Source organism: Novosphingobium sp. EMRT-2 (assembly GCF_005145025.1).
In the GTDB taxonomy this organism is placed as follows: domain Bacteria; phylum Pseudomonadota; class Alphaproteobacteria; order Sphingomonadales; family Sphingomonadaceae; genus Novosphingobium.
On the sequence record NZ_CP039695.1, the window covers coordinates 897,445 to 914,880 of the forward strand.

At 65.4% G+C, this 17,436-nt stretch carries 25 protein-coding genes; 24 read left to right on the forward strand and 1 reads right to left on the reverse strand.

From position 1 onward, the window contains the following. Positions 1-527: 527 nt before the first annotated feature. The 24 genes from ltrA (at position 528) to FA702_RS04550 (ending at position 16,592) form a co-directional block, all read left to right on the forward strand. A complete protein-coding gene (gene ltrA, locus FA702_RS04435) occupies positions 528-2,057 on the forward strand; it encodes a group II intron reverse transcriptase/maturase (protein WP_210417560.1) in 1,530 nt (509 codons plus the stop codon). A gap of 133 nt (positions 2,058-2,190) precedes the next feature. Further along, positions 2,191-2,589: a hypothetical protein gene (locus FA702_RS04440; RefSeq protein ID WP_168195992.1), complete on the forward strand. Its 399-nt coding sequence runs from the start codon at positions 2,191-2,193 to the stop codon at positions 2,587-2,589. 195 nt (positions 2,590-2,784) lie between these two features. Further along, positions 2,785-3,012 carry a hypothetical protein gene (locus FA702_RS04445; RefSeq protein WP_136955205.1) on the forward strand — a complete coding sequence of 76 codons (228 nt, stop codon included), beginning with the start codon at positions 2,785-2,787 and terminating at the stop codon, positions 3,010-3,012. Positions 3,013-3,212: 200 nt separating this feature from the next. Then, positions 3,213-3,452: a hypothetical protein gene (locus FA702_RS04450; RefSeq protein WP_136955206.1), complete on the forward strand. Its 240-nt coding sequence runs from the start codon at positions 3,213-3,215 to the stop codon at positions 3,450-3,452. 108 nt (positions 3,453-3,560) lie between these two features. Continuing rightward, complete coding sequence (locus tag FA702_RS04455; protein WP_136955207.1) at positions 3,561-4,436, forward strand: GPO family capsid scaffolding protein; 876 nt, start codon at positions 3,561-3,563, stop codon at positions 4,434-4,436. A gap of 45 nt (positions 4,437-4,481) precedes the next feature. Then, the gene (locus FA702_RS04460; protein ID WP_136955208.1) at positions 4,482-5,612 is read left to right on the forward strand and encodes a phage major capsid protein, P2 family; all 1,131 of its coding nucleotides are present in this window, start codon (positions 4,482-4,484) and stop codon (positions 5,610-5,612) included. A gap of 184 nt (positions 5,613-5,796) precedes the next feature. Beyond that, positions 5,797-6,567 (forward strand): phage terminase small subunit, encoded by a 771-nt coding sequence (gene gpM, locus FA702_RS04465; RefSeq protein ID WP_168195993.1) that lies wholly within the window; start codon positions 5,797-5,799, stop codon positions 6,565-6,567. Between the two features lie 111 nt (positions 6,568-6,678). Beyond that, on the forward strand, positions 6,679-7,170 hold the full coding sequence (locus FA702_RS04470) for a head completion/stabilization protein (RefSeq protein ID WP_136955210.1): 492 nt from the start codon (positions 6,679-6,681) through the stop codon (positions 7,168-7,170). Beyond that, positions 7,167-7,397: a hypothetical protein gene (locus tag FA702_RS04475; protein WP_136955211.1), complete on the forward strand. Its 231-nt coding sequence runs from the start codon at positions 7,167-7,169 to the stop codon at positions 7,395-7,397. The genes FA702_RS04470 and FA702_RS04475 overlap by 4 nt, the downstream gene beginning before the upstream one ends. Next, the gene (locus FA702_RS04480; protein WP_136955212.1) at positions 7,394-7,606 is read left to right on the forward strand and encodes a tail protein X; all 213 of its coding nucleotides are present in this window, start codon (positions 7,394-7,396) and stop codon (positions 7,604-7,606) included. Before FA702_RS04475 ends, FA702_RS04480 begins: the two co-directional genes overlap by 4 nt. Positions 7,607-7,609: 3 nt before the next feature. Further along, positions 7,610-8,110 carry a phage tail protein gene (locus FA702_RS04485; RefSeq protein ID WP_136955213.1) on the forward strand — a complete coding sequence of 167 codons (501 nt, stop codon included), beginning with the start codon at positions 7,610-7,612 and terminating at the stop codon, positions 8,108-8,110. Between the two features lie 3 nt (positions 8,111-8,113). Then, entirely contained in the window at positions 8,114-8,593 is a 480-nt protein-coding gene (locus FA702_RS04490) for a phage virion morphogenesis protein (RefSeq protein WP_136955214.1), read from the forward strand. A gap of 79 nt (positions 8,594-8,672) precedes the next feature. Further along, the gene (locus tag FA702_RS04495; RefSeq protein ID WP_136955215.1) at positions 8,673-9,587 is read left to right on the forward strand and encodes a baseplate J/gp47 family protein; all 915 of its coding nucleotides are present in this window, start codon (positions 8,673-8,675) and stop codon (positions 9,585-9,587) included. After that, positions 9,584-10,132 (forward strand): phage tail protein I, encoded by a 549-nt coding sequence (locus tag FA702_RS04500; protein WP_136955216.1) that lies wholly within the window; start codon positions 9,584-9,586, stop codon positions 10,130-10,132. Before FA702_RS04495 ends, FA702_RS04500 begins: the two co-directional genes overlap by 4 nt. A gap of 15 nt (positions 10,133-10,147) precedes the next feature. After that, positions 10,148-11,788, forward strand: a complete 1,641-nt coding sequence (locus FA702_RS04505; RefSeq protein ID WP_136955217.1) for a hypothetical protein — start codon at positions 10,148-10,150, stop codon at positions 11,786-11,788. Positions 11,789-11,827: 39 nt separating this feature from the next. After that, positions 11,828-12,070: a hypothetical protein gene (locus tag FA702_RS04510; protein WP_136955218.1), complete on the forward strand. Its 243-nt coding sequence runs from the start codon at positions 11,828-11,830 to the stop codon at positions 12,068-12,070. Further along, a complete protein-coding gene (locus FA702_RS04515) occupies positions 12,067-12,291 on the forward strand; it encodes a hypothetical protein (protein ID WP_136955219.1) in 225 nt (74 codons plus the stop codon). The genes FA702_RS04510 and FA702_RS04515 overlap by 4 nt, the downstream gene beginning before the upstream one ends. Beyond that, the gene (locus FA702_RS04520) at positions 12,288-12,905 is read left to right on the forward strand and encodes a lysozyme (RefSeq protein WP_136955220.1); all 618 of its coding nucleotides are present in this window, start codon (positions 12,288-12,290) and stop codon (positions 12,903-12,905) included. Before FA702_RS04515 ends, FA702_RS04520 begins: the two co-directional genes overlap by 4 nt. Continuing rightward, the gene (locus tag FA702_RS04525; RefSeq protein ID WP_136955221.1) at positions 12,902-13,252 is read left to right on the forward strand and encodes a hypothetical protein; all 351 of its coding nucleotides are present in this window, start codon (positions 12,902-12,904) and stop codon (positions 13,250-13,252) included. The genes FA702_RS04520 and FA702_RS04525 overlap by 4 nt, the downstream gene beginning before the upstream one ends. Before the next feature lie 8 nt (positions 13,253-13,260). Beyond that, positions 13,261-13,593 carry a hypothetical protein gene (locus FA702_RS04530; RefSeq protein WP_136955222.1) on the forward strand — a complete coding sequence of 111 codons (333 nt, stop codon included), beginning with the start codon at positions 13,261-13,263 and terminating at the stop codon, positions 13,591-13,593. 114 nt (positions 13,594-13,707) lie between these two features. Next, on the forward strand, positions 13,708-14,277 hold the full coding sequence (locus FA702_RS04535; protein ID WP_136955223.1) for a phage baseplate assembly protein V: 570 nt from the start codon (positions 13,708-13,710) through the stop codon (positions 14,275-14,277). Positions 14,278-14,470: 193 nt separating this feature from the next. Continuing rightward, positions 14,471-14,851 (forward strand): GPW/gp25 family protein, encoded by a 381-nt coding sequence (locus FA702_RS04540; protein ID WP_136955224.1) that lies wholly within the window; start codon positions 14,471-14,473, stop codon positions 14,849-14,851. A 15-nt stretch (positions 14,852-14,866) separates the two neighbouring features. Then, positions 14,867-16,003 carry a phage tail sheath subtilisin-like domain-containing protein gene (locus FA702_RS04545; RefSeq protein ID WP_136955225.1) on the forward strand — a complete coding sequence of 379 codons (1,137 nt, stop codon included), beginning with the start codon at positions 14,867-14,869 and terminating at the stop codon, positions 16,001-16,003. A 79-nt stretch (positions 16,004-16,082) separates the two neighbouring features. Then, positions 16,083-16,592 (forward strand): phage major tail tube protein, encoded by a 510-nt coding sequence (locus FA702_RS04550; protein WP_136955226.1) that lies wholly within the window; start codon positions 16,083-16,085, stop codon positions 16,590-16,592. Here the strand turns inward: FA702_RS04550 and FA702_RS04555 are convergent, their stop codons facing one another. Next, positions 16,593-17,432 carry a phage antirepressor N-terminal domain-containing protein gene (locus FA702_RS04555; RefSeq protein ID WP_136955227.1) on the reverse strand — a complete coding sequence of 280 codons (840 nt, stop codon included), beginning with the start codon at positions 17,430-17,432 and terminating at the stop codon, positions 16,593-16,595. Positions 17,433-17,436 lie beyond the last annotated feature (4 nt).

Genomic DNA, 17,436 nt, shown 5'->3' on the forward strand with positions numbered 1-17,436 from the left:
GGCGGTGACCTGCCGTCAACTGGCAGGGTGACGTAGCCCGCAGGTAAAGGGGATTGAGGCGAAGCCGTTACGCCGAGATGGTCCCCGAGGCTGTAGCGCTGGAAGGTTGAGGAACACGAACCGGTTAATCCGCATCCGAGGGCTGAAATGTCGCCTTCGCCTACACGGCTTAACAGGCGGAATGCTGATGATGGCGCCGGAGACGTATGTCGGCGGCATCCGAATGCGGGCGTATATGTAGGTCGCCCGCATGGAGCCATGGAGAGAATGCAGCCAGGCCATGGCATCGGCATCGACTTGCGGGACGCAAGGACAAGGACTGCGACCGGCAGCCTCCCCAGCGCGCGAAAGTCCAGCATATGAACGAGGGAAGGCATGATGGAATGCCAAGGGAGTTGGCCCCGATGTCCACCATGCTGGCGGAGTCCCCGTAGTAGTCCGCGACAGGGAAAGCCTGTCACATGGCGAAGGGGGACAGTTCAATCAGCTTGAAGTGCAAACTACCTGACCAAACGAGGTGAAGACCTTTGATAATCAGCGAAATGCAGCACAAGCTCGCGACGTGGGCCGAGAGCGACCAGAACCGCAAGTTCGATCGCCTTCTCCGGCTCATTGCCGATCGGGCGTGGCTTGCCGAGGCGGCTCGGATCGTGCTGGCGTCGAGTGGCGCCAATACGCCGGGCATCGACGGAATGGACAAGCAACGGATGCAGGCCGGATTGGCAGAACAGCTGGCCAGTCTGCGAACGGACTTGCTGACGGGGAGTTATCACCCGCAGCCGGTCAGGCGAATCTATATCCCGAAAGCCAATGGCAAGAAACGACCACTGGGTATCCCGACCCTGCAGGACCGCATCGTCCAGCGCGCGATGCTGATGGCCATGGAGCCGATCTGGGAAAGCGACTTCCATCGCCTCTCCTACGGCTTCAGGCCGGAACGCAGCGTGCATCACGCTGTCCGGACCGTGAAGATACAGTTGCAGGATAGTGGTGCCGGAACGCGGGGCCGCTGGATCATCGAAGGTGATCTGGCGAGCTACTTCGATACGGTCCACCACCGGCTTCTGCTTCGCTGCGTTCGGCGGCGAATCCGGGATGATCGGTTTGTTGATCTGCTCTGGCGATTCCTGAAGGCTGGCCACATCGACCGTGGCCTGTTCGTCGCCTCAAGCGAAGGTGTACCGCAAGGCGGCGTGCTATCGCCGCTCCTGTCCAACATCATGCTCCATGAGTTTGATGCGTGGCTGGAGGCGAAATACCTGAGCGACAAGGCGCGAAAGGATCGCTGGGCATGGAACTTCGGCATCCAGCAGGGGCGCCCCATCACGGTTCGCGAGAACCGGCAATGGAAACCTGCTGTCGCCTACTGCCGTTACGCCGATGACTTCGTTGTCATCGTCAAGGGCACCAAGGCACATGCCGAGGCCATCCGCGAGGAATGCCGGGCCTTTCTGGAAGACGACCTGAAGCTGACGTTGAATATGGACAAGAGCCATATCACTCACGTCGACGACGGGTTCGTGTTCCTCGGGCACCGGATTATCCGCAGGCGGGGATCGAGCGGACGCATGTCCGTGGTCTCGACGATACCCAAGGAGAAGGCCAAGACCTTTGCTCGCCGATTGGTCGAGGTACTCTCCGGCAATCATGAGGTTGCCGCGGTGGACATGATCGACGGCCTGAACCGCCAGCTGGCGGGGTGGGCTGCGTTCTACAGGTTCACCGACTTCACGGCGCGCACATTCCGGCGCATCGACACCGTCGTGTTCTGGAAAATGGCGCACTGGTTGGCGCAGAAGTACCGGTCCCGTATCAAGCCTTTGATGCGTAAATGGTACCGCATGCCGGAAACCGGCCAATCGAAAACGTGGCTGGTCTACGGTCGAAGCAATCAGGGCAATGCCGTCGGCAAGGCACTGCGACGACTGGTCACAAGCCAGAAGATGCAGTTCCGGTGGCGGAATCCGGAGCGAAATCCCTACATCTATCGGGACGAGCTTCGAAACACCGTCACCTCCCGCTATCATGATGTCGCCATGGCCTTGGGCCAAGGTTGAATAGAGAGCCGTATGCGCTGAAAGGTGCACGTACGGTTCGGGGAGGGGAAGCGCTTATGCGCTTCCTACTCCACTCGAGATCAAGGCGGGCTATTCCTATCCGCTGATCGAATTCGAAGGCGGTTCGGTGGACATGCGCAAGGCCTACAACCGCGCGGCCCCAGGCAATGCCGTCACCGAAATCCGCTCGGTCGGCACCGTCTGGTACGGCAACAACAGCACCGCCGTTCTGCTCGGCAAATGGCGCTTCAACGGCGGTTACTGGCAACTGGCCAGCGGGCAGCTAAACCCGGTGCGCCTCGATGGTGGCACCGATCTGGAAGCCGTCAATTTCGGCGTGCGCGTGTTCGATCCCGCCACGCAAAGTATCAACAATTCATCCGCCTTCCGCGCGGTCGGCACTGCCGGAACGACGCGGTTCCGCTACTTCGGGATCTGGTGCAACGACGCCCGCGCCGCCGGCACCGTGGCGGCCATTTCCAACGCCGCTGCCGGCGCCGCACTCGACAGCAAGAGCCTTGCGGTAACCTGATCCTTGCCAAATCGTTCCACTTACGTTCTATCGGATCAATCTGATCTAGGATGACGAAAGCCGGAGTCGATAAGGGACGCTACGCAGCGACGGAGCCGGAACGTGGGAATCAAAGCTGATTGTGCTATGCTGACCGCCGAAGGTTGATACCAAGCCTGATCCCATGATCGTTCTCCGAACGAAAAGGAGCCAAACGTGAAAGATACCAAGCGTTTTCGGGGCGTTTATATTGGTCCTCAAGAAAATCTGCGTGGTGAGACGGCAACACTTGAGAAGCGCAAGAACGGTATCTTCGCATCCTTTGATGCTGTGCGGACCGGCATGAACATCGATTTTCATGGACCGTTCCACAACCATGACTTCTCAACCTCGGAAGAGGACGTGGCTCGGGCCGAAATCGAACGCCCTCCCTTCACCGCCTAATGGTGACGGCGCTCGGCCGGCAGTTGAACTGGCGGCCGGATAGCGCCCTGGATTTTCAGTTTGATTTGCGCCTGCCCCCGCGCTGCAACTTTGCTTCCATACTTGCCTAATCGTTCCGCTTCCGTTCTTCTTGCCCCATGCGGCGCAAGGGCGAACGGAAGCGGGAACGGCAATGGATGCCCTGGGGGCCGATCCATCCCGTGCAACGGTCTATCCGGTCCGGAGACGGGTGGTTCAGCGCATGGTTCCGCCAGGCCTGCACCCCCTATCCCGTGATCGAGCGCAAAACGGGCATTGCCCCCGATCGAATCCGCGCGCTCGATGCCGGCGCGCCGCCCACGCCGCAGGAATGCGCCGCTCTGGCTGCGCTGTGGAACTGCCCGCTGGCGGACATTGCGGCATCGATCGCGCTGCACCGGGAATTGCACCCTTCCGGGTAACGCGCCCCGTTACCCGGCGCGCGCGTTGTCTGTTGCCGCCTGGCGTGGCGTGAAGGGCCAGCGATACGGGCGCGAAAGCAGCGCCCTTCCCCGAACGGAGCTGCCCCGATGAAGACCAAGGAATTCCTGCTCGCCACGTCCGGTGCCACCGTCGATGGCCGCACCATCGATCCGAAGATGCTGGAAGAAATGGCCAGCAGCTATGATCCGAAGACCTATGGCGCGCGGCTGAACATCGAACACATCCGGGGCATTTCCGGCGATGGCCCGTTCCGCGCCTATGGCGATGTCCTCTCGCTTTCCACCCGCGAAGTCGAAGTCAACTTCAACGGCAAGGCGGAAAAGCGCACCGGCCTGTTCGGCGTGCTGGACGTGACGCCGGATGCGAAGAAGCTGAATGAGGCGAACCAGAAAATGTTCCCCTCGATCGAGATCGAGCCGAACTTCTGCGGCAAGAACTTCGCCTATCTGGTCGGCTGCGCGCTGACGGACAGCCCCGCTTCGATCGCCACCCAGCGGTTGCAGTTCAACCGCAGCCGGCCCGGCAACGATACCTTTGCCAGCGCCGATGCCGCCCTGCTGGAATTCCCCGACGAAACCACCGAAGAAGCCGGCGCAGGCCTGATGTCGTCGGTGGGCCGCTTCTTCGATAGCCTCACCGCCAAGTTCGGCGGCGGCACGGCCCCCGAACAGCAGCAACAGCAGCAGCAGCAGCAGCAGCCCACCCCCGCCAATCCGGCCCAGCCCGCCGCGTTCAACGTGGCCGATCTGAAGCCGCTGTTCACCGAACTGGCCAAGGGCATCAGCACCGACATCGGCGCCCTGCGCACCGAATTCCGCACCGAGATGGACACCTTCGGCGTCGATCTGGCCAAGCTGAAGGAAGAATTCGAAGGCACCCCTGCCCGCGATCTTCGGCCCGGACGCTTCAACGTCCAGCGCACCCGCTCTGACGGCAACGCCGATCAGTACGACGGCTTCTGATCTCCCCTCCTGCCCCGCATTCCCTTTTTCGACAGGACAAGACACATGGCGAAGGTTCGTTACGCCGTTTCCGATCGTGGCCGCACGGCTCTCAATGGTCTTTATGCGTCTATCGCCCGGCTCAACAACGCGCATGGCGTGCGCGAGGAATTCTCGCTGTCCCCCACCGCCGAACAGCGGTTGGAGGACATGCAGCGCGAACAGATCGGCTTCCTCTCCCGCATCAACATGCCCACGGTTCGCGATCTGATCGGCGAAGTCATCGGGCTCGGCGCGGAAGACATGATCGCGAGCCGCGTTTCCGATGCCAACCTGCCGCGCAAGCCGGCATACATCGGCCAGATGGATGATCGCGAATGGCGGCTCTACACCACGCTGTTCGACAGCAAGATCAAGTGGCAACTGATCGACACCTGGTCGAAGTTCCCGAACTTCGCCCAGCGCTATGCCGCGCACGTCGCGCGCTCCGTTGGCCTTAGCCGGATCTCGGTGGGCTGGAACGGCACCAGCGCGGCGGCGGATACCAACCGGATCGCCAATCCGCTGGGTCAGGATGTCAACATCGGTTGGCTTCAGAAACTGCGGCTTGAACGTGCCGACCACGTCATGGGTCGCAACACGGTCACCGCCGGCGGCGTCACCACCGCCACGGGCACGGCCAAGCCGATCTACATCGGCCCGAACGCGGACACCGCCGATGGCGATTACAAGAACGTCGATGCGCTGGCCTATGACCTGATCGCGGGCATGCCAAGCTGGGCGCGCAGTTCCACCGATCTGGTCTGCATCGTCAGTCAGGATCTGGTGGATGAGAAGTACTTCCCGATGATCAACCGCCCGGTTTCGGACGTGATCGACGGGGACCGCGCCACCAGCGACCAGAAGGTCAGCGATATCGTGATGTCCGCCAAGCAGATCGGTGGCCGCCCGGCGGCGATCGTGCCCAAGTTCCCCGAAGGCACGATGCTGATCACCTCGCTTGGTCAGGCCAACGCATCCGATTCCAGCAACCTTTCCCTTTACATGCAGGAGGGATCGCGCCGCCGTTACATCCGCGATGAGCCGGAAAACATGGCCAGCCTGGTGGACTACAACAGCTGCAACGAAGGCTACGTCATCGAAGACACCGACTTCGCCGTGATGGCCGAAAACATCACCTTCGGCGAACGGCCCTAACACATTCACGAGGGCGACGATCGGGCTACCTGCCGGGACCGGTGGCAACCCGTAGCCAATGCGAAAAAGGGGATGGTCCCGTGTCCCCTCTCCTGCCCCCGCCGGAAACCTGCCCTTGGTGCAGTCAGCCGGCGGGGGAAAGGTTCCCCAAATCTGGGAAGCCCCGCCCCAAGGAACCCTGAAGATGGCCCTTTCCCCGTTCCGCCGCCACCAGATGCACGTCAACGCGCTGATCAGCGGCACCATCGTCGCGGCCACCACCACCGCCGCCCCGGAAGAACCCGCGCCCGATACGCCGCAGGGGCAGGAATACGCCGCCCTGCGCGTGCTGCTGCACGAAAACCTGCGTCAGTTGCAGGACATCGCCAGCCACGAAGCCCGCGTGCCGAAGAAGCGGGAATTCGCGGCGGCTTTCACGCCGTGGATCGAAGGCGTGCTGGAAGCGGGTGAAGCCGGCCAGGCCGCGCAGGATGAAATCCTGCTGGTGAACATGATCTGGGCGATCGACTATCGCGACATCGACTATGCGCTGAAGATCGGCGCGCACGCGGTGCGCCACAACCTGGTGATGCCAGCGCCCTTCACCCGCACCGTGGCTTGCTTCCTCGCCGAAGACATCGCCACCGTCGCGCTTGCCACCGCCGAAGCGGTCACCCATGCCCAGCTTCTGGCCCTGCTCGATCTGGTGACCGGCCGGGACATGCCCGATCCCGTCATGGCCAAGCTGCACAAGGCCATCGGCCGCAGCTTCCGCGCCATGGCCGATGCCTTCGATCCCACGGCGGACAGCGCGCCATCGGGCGGCAAGGCGGCCTACCTTTCCGCCGCGATCGAACACTTCGCCCGCGCCCTCGCGCTCGACAAGAACGCCGGCGTCAAGAAGGACATCGAACGCGCGCAGACCGAACTGAAGAAGGCGGCGCCATCTGATCCCGATCAGGCGCCGACGGAATAATCGACAAGCTCCGCCCCACGGCGCTCGGGGGGCGGACGGTTCGGAGCGAAGCCGCTTGCGGCCCTCGCTCCCGCCCCGTCCTCACCCCCCGAAAACATCAAGGGAACCAGCATGAGCGGCCTCATTTCCTCGCCCGTCCCCGCGCCCGATCCGAACGGCGCGCAGGTTGTGGCCGATGGCTGGTTCCCCCCGATCGGCGTGGCCGCCATCCGCGATGCGGTGCCGCTGGGCGGCCACACGGTCACCAACCCGCGCCTTGTCATGGCGATCGAGGGCGGGATGCTCCACGCCTTCCGCGAACTGGCGGACTGGCGAACGGCGCGCGTGCTGGAAGGCGCCGCCGCGCTGGCCGACGTGACGACGGACACCATCAATGGCCAGAACCGCGCCGTGCGCCTGTGGACCCGCATGGTCTATTACTTCGCTGCCGCCGAACTGGCGGGCGAACATCCGGACATCGCCGCCACCGATCAGGGCATTGACCGCGCCGCCGAACGCGCCGTGGCCGGCGACGAATTCCGCCGCCTGGCGCTGGCCGCCGGCGCCGATCTGCTCTCGATCGGCGGCCCGCCCGTGCAGCGCAATCGGGTGGAACTGCTATGAGCGCGCCCACCGGCTTCACGAACGAAGAACTGGTGATCCTTTCCTTGACCGCCGCCGTCTGGAATCGGTTCATCGCGCTGCCTTTGCTGCACACCGACGACATTCCCGAATTTCGCGCCAAGATGCATGATCTGCAGCGCATCATCATCGGGCGGGTCGGGCAAAGGGAACTGGCGAAAAACGATGTCGCGGACCTGCTGATGGTCCTGTCGGAGCAAACCCCATGACCGTCGCCACCTCCCGCCAGGGCGAAACCGTGGACGCCGTCTGCTGGCGCGTGCTGGGGCGGACGGCGGCGGTCACCGAACAGGTGCTGGAAATGAACCGGGGCCTTGCCGAACTCGGGCCGATCCTGCCCGCCGGCACGCAACTGACCCTGCCCGATCCCGCCACCGCCGCGCCCGAACAGCGCGATACCGTGCAGCTTTGGAGCTGACCCGTGCGCAAGCTGAATTCCCTGCGCGCCGCCATCGAACAGGCGGTGCCCGAACTGGCGCAGAACCCGGCCAACCTGCGCATCTGGGTGGATCGCGGCACCGTGGCCGCCACGCTCACCACCGGCGGGGGTATGACCTTCGCTTATCGCGCCAACGTGCTGATCATGGAGATGACGGCCGACCTCTCCGTTGTCACCCACGCGCTCACCACATGGCTGCGCGTGGAACAGCCCGACCGGCTGATCCCCGGCACCGAAGGCTTGAGCTTCGAAGTGGACGTGCTGACCAACAAGGTGGTGGACGTGCTGCTTCAGGTGGACCTGAAGGAAAGCGTCACCGCCACGCCCAACGAAGATGGCTCTATCGCGCTGGCCTACCTGCCCGAACCTGATCCGCTGTTCGATGATTTCGGCAGCGCCGGCCCCGCCGATCCTCCGCCGCCGCTTACCGCCGTGGGGCAGGAAGGCGAAGGCTGGCTGGCCGCCATCGACGGCCAGATGTGATCGATGGCCGAAGACCTGCAAAAGCTGGATGAATGGTTCGGCCGCATCCTGCGTGGCCTGTCCCCGTCCGAACGGATCGCCGCCGCGCGCAAGCTGGGTATGGGGCTGCGCAAGTCCAACACCGCCCGCATCGCGAAGAACGTGGAGCCGGAAGGCGATCCCATGGCGCGGCGCAAGGCCCGCTATGACCGGCTTGGCAAGCTGCGCCAGAAGGCCGGCGCGCTGATGTTCCGGGGGCTGCGCAAGGGCGAACACTGGAAGGTGGACGCCACCGCCGATGGCGTGGAAATCCGCCCGGCCAACGGACTGATCGATCGGATCGCATCGAACAACCAGTTCGGCGAAGTGGTCACCGTGGGCCGCCTGCGCAACCGCCGCCGCATCCGCGCCAAGTATCCCGAACGCCACCTGCTGGGCTTTGCGCCGGACGATGAACGGCTCGCTATCGATATCGCCGCGGACATGCTCGATCCGGACCGCTGACGCCGCCGCCACCGGGTAACGCGCCCCGTTACCCGCGCGCGCACTCGATCGGGCGCGGGAGGCCGGGCAAGCCGGCCCCATGCCCATCGCATCAGACAGCTTTACCGGGGTTGACCTCTCCCGCCTGCCCGCGCCCAGCGTGGTGGAGGAGCTGGACTTCGAAACGATCCTTGCCGCCAACCTCGCGTGGTTCACCACCGCGATCGAGGCCGAAGGCGGTTCGTTCGATGCCACGGTGAAATCCGATCCGGTGGTTCTGGCCATCCACCTGTTCAGCTACCGCGAAATGATCCTGCGCCAACGTTCAAACGATGTGGCCCGCGCCGTGATGGTGGCCTACGCCGAAGACGCCGATCTGGACAATCTGGGCGCGCTGTTCGGCGTCGAACGCTTCATCATCACCCCGGCCGATCCGCTGACCGGCACTGACGATGTGCTGGAAAGCGATGACGATTTCCGCCGCCGCATCGTTCTCGCGCCCGAAGGCTATTCGGTGGCCGGGCCGGAAGGGGCCTACATCTTCCACGCCCTCTCCGCCGATGCGGACGTGATCGACGCATCGGCCACCAGCCCCGATCCCGGCGAAGTGGTGGTCACCGTGCTTTCGCGCAGTGGAGACGGCACGCCCGCGCCCGCCGTGCTGGCGGCGGTGGAAGCGCGGCTGACCGATGACAACGTGCGGCCGATGACCGATCACGTCACCGTGCAGGCGGCGGACATCGTGGATTACGCGGTAGAGGCCACGCTCACCTTCTTCGCCGGCCCGGATCGCGCCATCGTGCTGGCGCTCGCCCAATCGCGCCTCGCCACCTATCAGGCCAACGCGCGCCGCCTGGGCCGCGACGTGACGCGCGCGGGCATCATCGCCGCCTTGTGCCCCGAAGGCGTGCAGAACGTGGAGCTGGCCAGCCCGCCCGCCGATATCCCGATCACGCGCCAACAGGCGGGCAACTGCACCGGCGTGACGATCACCGATGGAGGCGTGGGCGAATGAACGCGCCGCTTGTCCCCCCGGTGGTCACCGCGCTGGAACGCGCGCTCGATCTGCTGGCGCAGATCCGCATCGGCGCGATCGACACGCCCTTCCGCGAAATCTGGTCGCCCCAGCAATGCCCCGAAAACGTGCTGCCGTGGCTGGCTTGGGGTCTTTCGATCGACCAGTGGGATTCCGCCTGGCCGCTCAACATCCGCCGCGCCCGCGTGGCCTCTGCCATCGCCATCCAGCGGCGCAAGGGCACGCGGAAATCGGTGACCGATGTGGTCAACAGCTTCGGCGGCAACGTCGCCATCCGCGAATGGTGGGAAAAGACGCCACCGGCCACGCCGCATACCTTCTCCCTCACCGTCTCGCTGGGCGGGCAGAGCGATGCCGTGCCCGGCCCGGATTTCATCGAGGCGGTGATTTCCGAAGTCGCCCGCACCAAGCCGGCGCGATCCCATTTCGATTTCACCGTGGGCCTTTCGGCGCGCGGGCGCATCGGCCTGCGGGCCATGGGCCGCGCCGCCACTTATGCCCGCCTGCCCTGTATCGCCGCCTGATCCGGAGCCGCCCCCATGGCCTTCACCATCACGATCACCAACGCCGGGCGCGCCGCCATCGTCAACGCGCAAAACACCGGCACCGCCCCGGTCACCATCGCGCAGATCGGCCTGTCCGCCACCGCGATCGTGCCCGCGCCCACGATGACGGCGCTGGCCGGCGAACTGAAGCGCACCGGCTCCATCGCCGGGGACGTGGTGGCGGACGATACCATCCACGTCACCGCGATGGACGAAAGCGCCGATGTCTATTCGCTGCGCGCCTTCGGCCTCTATCTGGCGGATGGCACCCTGTTCGCCATCTATGGCCAGGCCGCGCCGATCCTCGAAAAGGTTGCCGCCTCGATCGCGCTGCTTTCGATCGACGTGATCTTCGCGGATATCGATGCTGCCTCGATCACCTTCGGCGATGCCAGCTTCATCAACCCGCCCGCCACCACCGAACGGCAGGGCGTGGTGGAGCTGGCCACCGTGGCCGAAGCGCAAGCCGGCATCGATGCCCTGCGCGCCCTGACGCCCGCCGCCGCCAAGGCCGCCATTCTTGGCTGGCTGCTGGCGCAGGACGGATCGGGCAGCGGCCTCGACGCCGATCTGCTCGATGGGCAGCACGGGACGTACTACACCAACATCCCCGCCCGGCTTGGCTACACCCCGCTGAACAAGGCCGGCGATACCGCAACCGGGTCCATCATTGTCCAGGCCGGCGCGGCGCGCGCCGGCCTGTTCAGCACGGGCGACATCGGCGCGGATCGGGGCAACGGCAGCGGCGTGCTACTGCTGGGCGATAGCGGCAACCGCTACCTGTTTTGCGACGGCAACCGCTACGTGCTCAACGGTGCGGAACTCTATGCCGGTGTCACGAACTCGCTGGTCTGGAACTCTGGCAACGACGGTTCCGGCTCCGGCCTCGACGCCGATCTGCTCGATGGGCAGCACGGCAGCTACTACACCAACATCCCGGCCCGCCTTGGCTACACGCCCGCGAACAGGGCAGGCGATACGTTCACCGGCGCGGTCTTTTCACCCAGCTTTTCCGTCAGTGGCGCGCCGAACAGCTATCTTTCGCATGTCGATGGCAACTTGGTCCTAAGCGGCGACGGCAACGACTATGTGCTTTACGATAGAGCCGCGAACATCTGGTACACGGTCGTTGGTGGCGTCGGGCAAACGTGGACCGGCGCTGACGGCCTGGTCAACGCCCGCGTGGGCTTTCTGGCGGGCGGCAACACCGTCTGGCATGCCGGTAACGACGGCGCGGGCTCCGGCCTCGATGCCGATCTGTGGCGCGGCAAGACGCCGGCGCAGCACATCGCGGACTATCACACGTCCGGCAGCAACGCGAACGGGCAGTGGCGCAAATACCCGGACGGGGCCGGCGGCTTCGTGCTGGAACAATGGGGCACGGTGGACCTCGGCACCGGCTTCAACGTCCAGTACGCGGACGTAACCTTCCCGGTCCCGTTCTCCGCCGCCGCGCCCATCCACATCTCGGGCAACGGCAACAAGGGCGCGAACGCGGGCTGGAACGTGTGCGTGGTCTGCTTCGACGATCCCACCACGCTCGGTTCGCGGATCACCGCCGACAGCGCGAAGGCGGACCAGTATTTCAACCGCGTCGTCACCGTGCGCTGGCGCGCCGTTGGCAAGGCGCCGTGATCCCGCCGCTCATCCCCGACCCCCGCAAAGGAACCCGTCATGAAGACCACCATCGGCAAGTTCGACGCCAAGACCAACACCGTTCCGGTCACCTTCGTCCACGCCGGCGTCACCCACCGCCGCGCCGTCAACGCGTGCCTCACCAGCGAAGGCAAATACGACAAGGCAGCCACCGAAGCCCGCGTGGCCGAAGTGGCGGCCGGCGTGGGACACAAGATCGCGATCGGCGCGATCACCAATCCCCCGCCCGCCCCCGAACTGCCGGAAGAACCCGCGCCGTGACGCCCGCCGCCGCGCTGCGCGCCGTGCGCGCCCACCTCGAAGACATGCCGGACGGCCTCAAGCACCTGTTCGATGCCATTTCACTCACCGCCTTGCTGGGGAGCGTGATCGACGTGCTGCCGGCCATCGCCACGCTTCTGACCATCATCTGGACTGTGATCAGGATCTTCGAAACCACCACGGTCCAGCGCCTGCTACGCCGAAAGGAACCGGTCGAATGAGCGCCCCCGATCCCCGCCAGACCGATCCCAGAAAGCCGATCTTCGATGCGGTGCGCGCCGCCGCGCGGCCCGGCCTGTTCAACGATCCCGGCCATGTGCTGGCGCTCGACAACCTGCTCGATGCCTTCGGCGTCGGCCGCCCCGCCGCGCCTGCCGTGCGCCGCATCAACGGCGCCGGCGTGGCCATCATCAAGCATTTCGAAGGGTTGAAGCTGAAGGCCTACAAGTGCCCTGCCGGAATCTGGACGATCGGCTATGGCCACACCGGCCCCGATGTCGTGCCCGGCCTGGTCATTACCGAAGCCCGCGCGGATGCGCTGCTGGCGGCGGACCTTGCCCGGTTCGAAGCCGGCGTCGCCCGCCTCGCCCCCGTCACCACCGACAACCAGTTTTCCGCGTTGGTCAGCTTCGCCTTCAACGTGGGGCTGGACGAGGATGACGACACCATCGCCGAAGGGCTGGGCGACAGCACGCTGCTGCGCAAGCACAACGCCGGCGATTACGAAGGCGCGGCGCGCGAATTCGCCAAGTGGAACAAGGCCAACGGCGTGGTCCTCTCCGGCCTCGACCGTCGCCGCGCGATGGAGGCCGATCTCTATCGGCGCGCCGCATGATCCGCCTGTTCGAAAGCTGGCCGCCGAAAGACTGGCGCGCGCTGGTGGCGCTGGTCGGTTCCATCCTGGGCGCGGTGGTGCTCACCGCCTTCGTCTGGTGGACCGTGGCCGCGCTGCTGCCCGCCGGGCGCTGGTCCGTTTCCAGCGAGGCCGAACGGGTCATCACCATCCGCTGGGTGCTGTGGATCGCCGTGGGCGCCATCGCCGTGGTGCTGGTGGGCCTTGGCATGGCGATCAACCGCCGCAGCTTCCGGGGCAAGCTCGGCTCGGCCGAAGTGGGCTTTGACGGCGGGGAAGATGCCGCCCCGCCGAAGGACATTCCACCCCCTCCCCTTCCGGAAAGGTAGGAACTGCCATGCTTGCCCGCATCGCCACCCTGATCGGCCTGCCCCGCTGGGCCGCCACCCTGATCCTGATCTTGCTGGCGATTGCCGTGCTGGCGGGCGGCACGGCGGCGGTGGTTTCCGCCGTCAACCGCCACGATGCCGCCCAGCGAGCCGCCGGGGCCGACAGCCAGCGCGCGGACGATCAATCCGCCATCATCATCCGAACGGAGAACGCCAATGCCGCCCGTGAAGACGTGCGCGATCCTCGCAATCGCGCTGCTTATGACCAGTGCCTGCGGTCAGCCCGAACGCCCGCGAACTGCCAGCGATTCCTGCCTGATCTTCCGCCGGATCAGCATTGAACCCGCCCCCGCCGCCGGCGCGGACGATGCGGACAACAAGTGGGACAGCGATCAGACCGTGTTCGAAGTGCTGCAGCACAACGCCGCCTATGACGTGGCCTGCCCCTCTCCCAAATGAGCGGGCAGGATGAGGACATCCCGGCGGACGCTTCCACGCTGATCCGCCTGGGCACGATCGCCACCGTGGATCTGGCGGCGGCGCGCTGCACCGTGCGGATCGGCGATCCGGATGAGGATGACGCGGTAAGCCCGCCCGTCCGCTGGGCGGCGGTGCGCGCCGGGAAGAAGCGCCGCTGGTCCCCGCCCAGCGAGGGCGAGGAAGTGGTCCTGCTCTGCCCCGATGGCCAGATCGGCAACGGCGTGGCCCTGTGCGGCCTGTTCAACGATAACTTCCCCGCGCCATCGGACGAGGATATCGATCTGGACGTGTACGACGATGGCGCGCGCATCGCTTACGATCCCGCCGCCCACGCGCTCACCGCCGTGCTGCCCGCCGGCGGCACCGCATCGATCGAGGCGCCCGGCGGCATTACGCTGAAGGGCGATGTTACGATCGAAGGCACGCTGCACGCCAGCGGCCAGATCGACAGCGATGCCGATGTGCAGGCCGCCGGCATCAGCCTGAAGAACCACAAGCACGGCAACGTGCAGGCCGGCAGCGCGCAGACCGGAACGCCAGTCTAACCCCCTTCGTCATTGCGAGCGCAGCGAAGCAATCCAGTGCCCCGCGTTCCACTCTGGATTGCCGCGAGGCTGCGCCTCTCGCAATGACGCAACTCGGGGCCATCCGTACCGCTCTCGCCGCGCGCCGGGTAACGCGCCCCGTTACCCGGCGGCGCGCTGGCGTTCCGCGCGCGCCCGGCGCTTGGTGCCGCGCATGATCGGCATGGACGCCACCACTGGAAAGCCGCTGTCCGGCATCGCGCACCTGGCGCAGTCGATCGCGCGCATCCTCTCCACGCCGCTCGGGTCGGTCCCCATGGCCCGCGATTTCGGATCGCTGCTGTTCGATCTTATCGACCGGCCCATCAACGCCAGCCTTACCATGCTGCTGCACGCGGCCACCGCCACGGCGCTGCGGCGCTGGGAACCGCGCATCGCGCTGACCCGTGTGGTGATGGACGCCAGCGAAGCGGCCTCGGGCAAGCTCACCATCGCCATCCAGGGCAAGCTGGTCGGGGCGTCAACCGTTCCCGCGACCGCCACCGATATCGTCTCCCTCTCCATCCCCCTCCTGCTCCGGCGCGCCGCCGCCTAACCGAAGGACCGCACCATGCCGCACGGCCTTACCCTCACCGAATCCACTTCCGGCGCCCGCACGGTCAAGCTGCCCAGCCTGGCCGTGATCGGGCTGGTCGCCACCGCCGGGGCCGCTGCCGGTGCGGCCACCACCGCGCTGAACGCCGCCTTCCCGCTCAACACGCCGGTGCTGGTCACCAGCGTGGCCAACGCCATCGCCAAGGCCGGCACCACCGGCACGCTCAAGCCCGCGCTCGAAGCGATCGACGATATCACCAGCCCGCTGGTGGTGGTGATCCGCGTGGCGCAGGGCGCGGACGCCGGCGCGACGGAAGACAACGTGATCGCTGGCATCCAGGCGCTGCGGACCGCCGAAAGCGTAGTAGGCAAACGCCCGCGCATCCTTGGCGCGCCGGGGCTGGAAACGGCGGACGTGACGGCCGAACTGGTGATCGCGGCCAAGAAGCTGCGCGCCTTCCCCTATGCCCGCGCGATCGGCGATACGATCGTGGCCGCCACCACGTACCGCGCTACCTATTCCGCGCGCGAACTCATGCTGATCTGGCCAAACACCTCGTCCGATTTCGCGGGCGATGCCGTGGCCCGTGCGCTGGCCCTGCGCGCGCTGATCGATGAAACGATTGGCTGGCACAAGACGATCAGCAACGTGCCGATCGACGGCGTGACCGGCGTATCCATCCCGGTGCATTTCGACCTGCTTGATCCTTCGACCGATGCCGGCGTGCTGAACGATGCGGGCGTGACCACCATCGTCCATGCCGGCGCCGGCTTCCGCTTCTGGGGCAACCGCACCTGCGCGGGCGAGGATCAGCCGATGTACGTGTTCGAAAGCGCGGTGCGGACCCTGCACGCGCTGCAGGACATCATCGTTTCGGTGTTCCTGCCCTTCTTCGATCAGCCGATGACGGTGGCGCTGATCCGCGACAATCTGGAAACCGTGAACGCCGCGTTCCGCGATCTCGTGCGCCGGGGCTGGCTGATCGGCGCGAAGGCCTATTTCGACAAGGACGCCAATTCGGCGGACCAGCTCATGGCCGGCCGCCCCACCTTCCGCATCGCCTTCACGCCCGTCGCCCCGATGGAAAACCCCACGGTGGACCTGTCCATCACGGACGAATTCTACACCGGCTTCGCCGACCAGATCACCTGATCGGCCCCACCCGGCTGATCGCCCCAACCCGTTCGTGTCGCGCGCAGGCGAGACACCAGCCACCTGAAAGGACACGCCCATGGGCATCCCCAGCAAGCTCAAGAACTGCAACGCCTATGTCGATGGTGGCAGCTACATCGGCATCGTGGGCGAATACGAAGAACCCAAGCTGGCGCTGATGCTGGAAGACTGGCGCGGCGGCGGCGCGATCGGCGCGGTGCAGATCGACATGGGGCTGGAAAAGCTGGAAGCCACGCTCACCATGGGCGGCCATGTCGCCGCACTGGTGCGCAAGTTCGGCACGACGGCGGTGGACGGCACCCGCATCCGCCTGGTGGCCGCCTATCAGGCTGATGACGGCAGTTCGCCCGACGCGGTGAACATCTTCCTGGGCGGCCGGTTTTCCGAAATCGACATGGGCAAGGGCAAGCCCGGCGACAACACCGAACACAAGTACAAGGCTGCGCTCGCCTATTACCGCCGCGAGGTGAACGGCCGCGTCGAGGTGGAAATCGACATGATCGCCGGCGTCTTCATCGTCGATGGCGTCGATCGCTACGCCGAAATCATGTCGATCATCACCAGTTGATCAGCGCGCCGGGGCGGTTTCCAGCCCCGGCAGCTTCGCGCGGTTGAACATCCAGCAATGGCGCGATTTGCCATCGCGGCTGTTGACCACGCCCACATCCATGAACGCCGGGTGCGCGCGCAGGGCGCGCCACAGCTTATGGTTGCGCGCCGAATCGATCCGGCGCTTTTCGAACAGCTTGCCGATTTCCGGCAGCGATATCGCCAGCATTTCGTCCTGGCGGTGATGGTCGAAGGTGATCCCGGCTTCGCGCAGGCTCATCAGCCCGGCAAAGAACGTTCCCGCGATTTCCAGATCCGGAAGGCTGGGCTGGCCGAACGCCTCGATCGGCGGCAGCGGCACGTTCATGCGCTCGCAAGTCTGCGCCAGCACCGCATGGAGCATGGCCTTGATGTCTGGCTGCCATTCCGATTTCAGACGGTCCACCAGCTTCAACAGATCGCCCGTGCTGGTAGTGCCGCCTTGGGCATGGCGCGGGTTGATCGCCGCGCCCTTGACCCAATAGTCGTGAAGCACCTGATAGCATTCGCGCTGATAGGCGATCACCCTTGCTCGGGCATCTTCGCGAACCTTGGAAACTGTGAGCGTGAATAGCCATCCATGCATCAAATCGATGGGTAGGGTCACGGTTTCCTGCATCCCACGCTCGGAAGGCATGGTCATAATGACCATACCTTCCGAAAGAAGCGGGTCCCGCTGAATGCGCTTATACTGGCTCACCCAATCGATACCCAGCGCGTCCACCAGCGGCTTCATCGCCACCCGCACGGTTTCGCCATCGAAAATGGTCAGAAGCTGGGAGCCTTGGAACTCCACCAAGGCAAACCTGTTATCGCTCATCGAA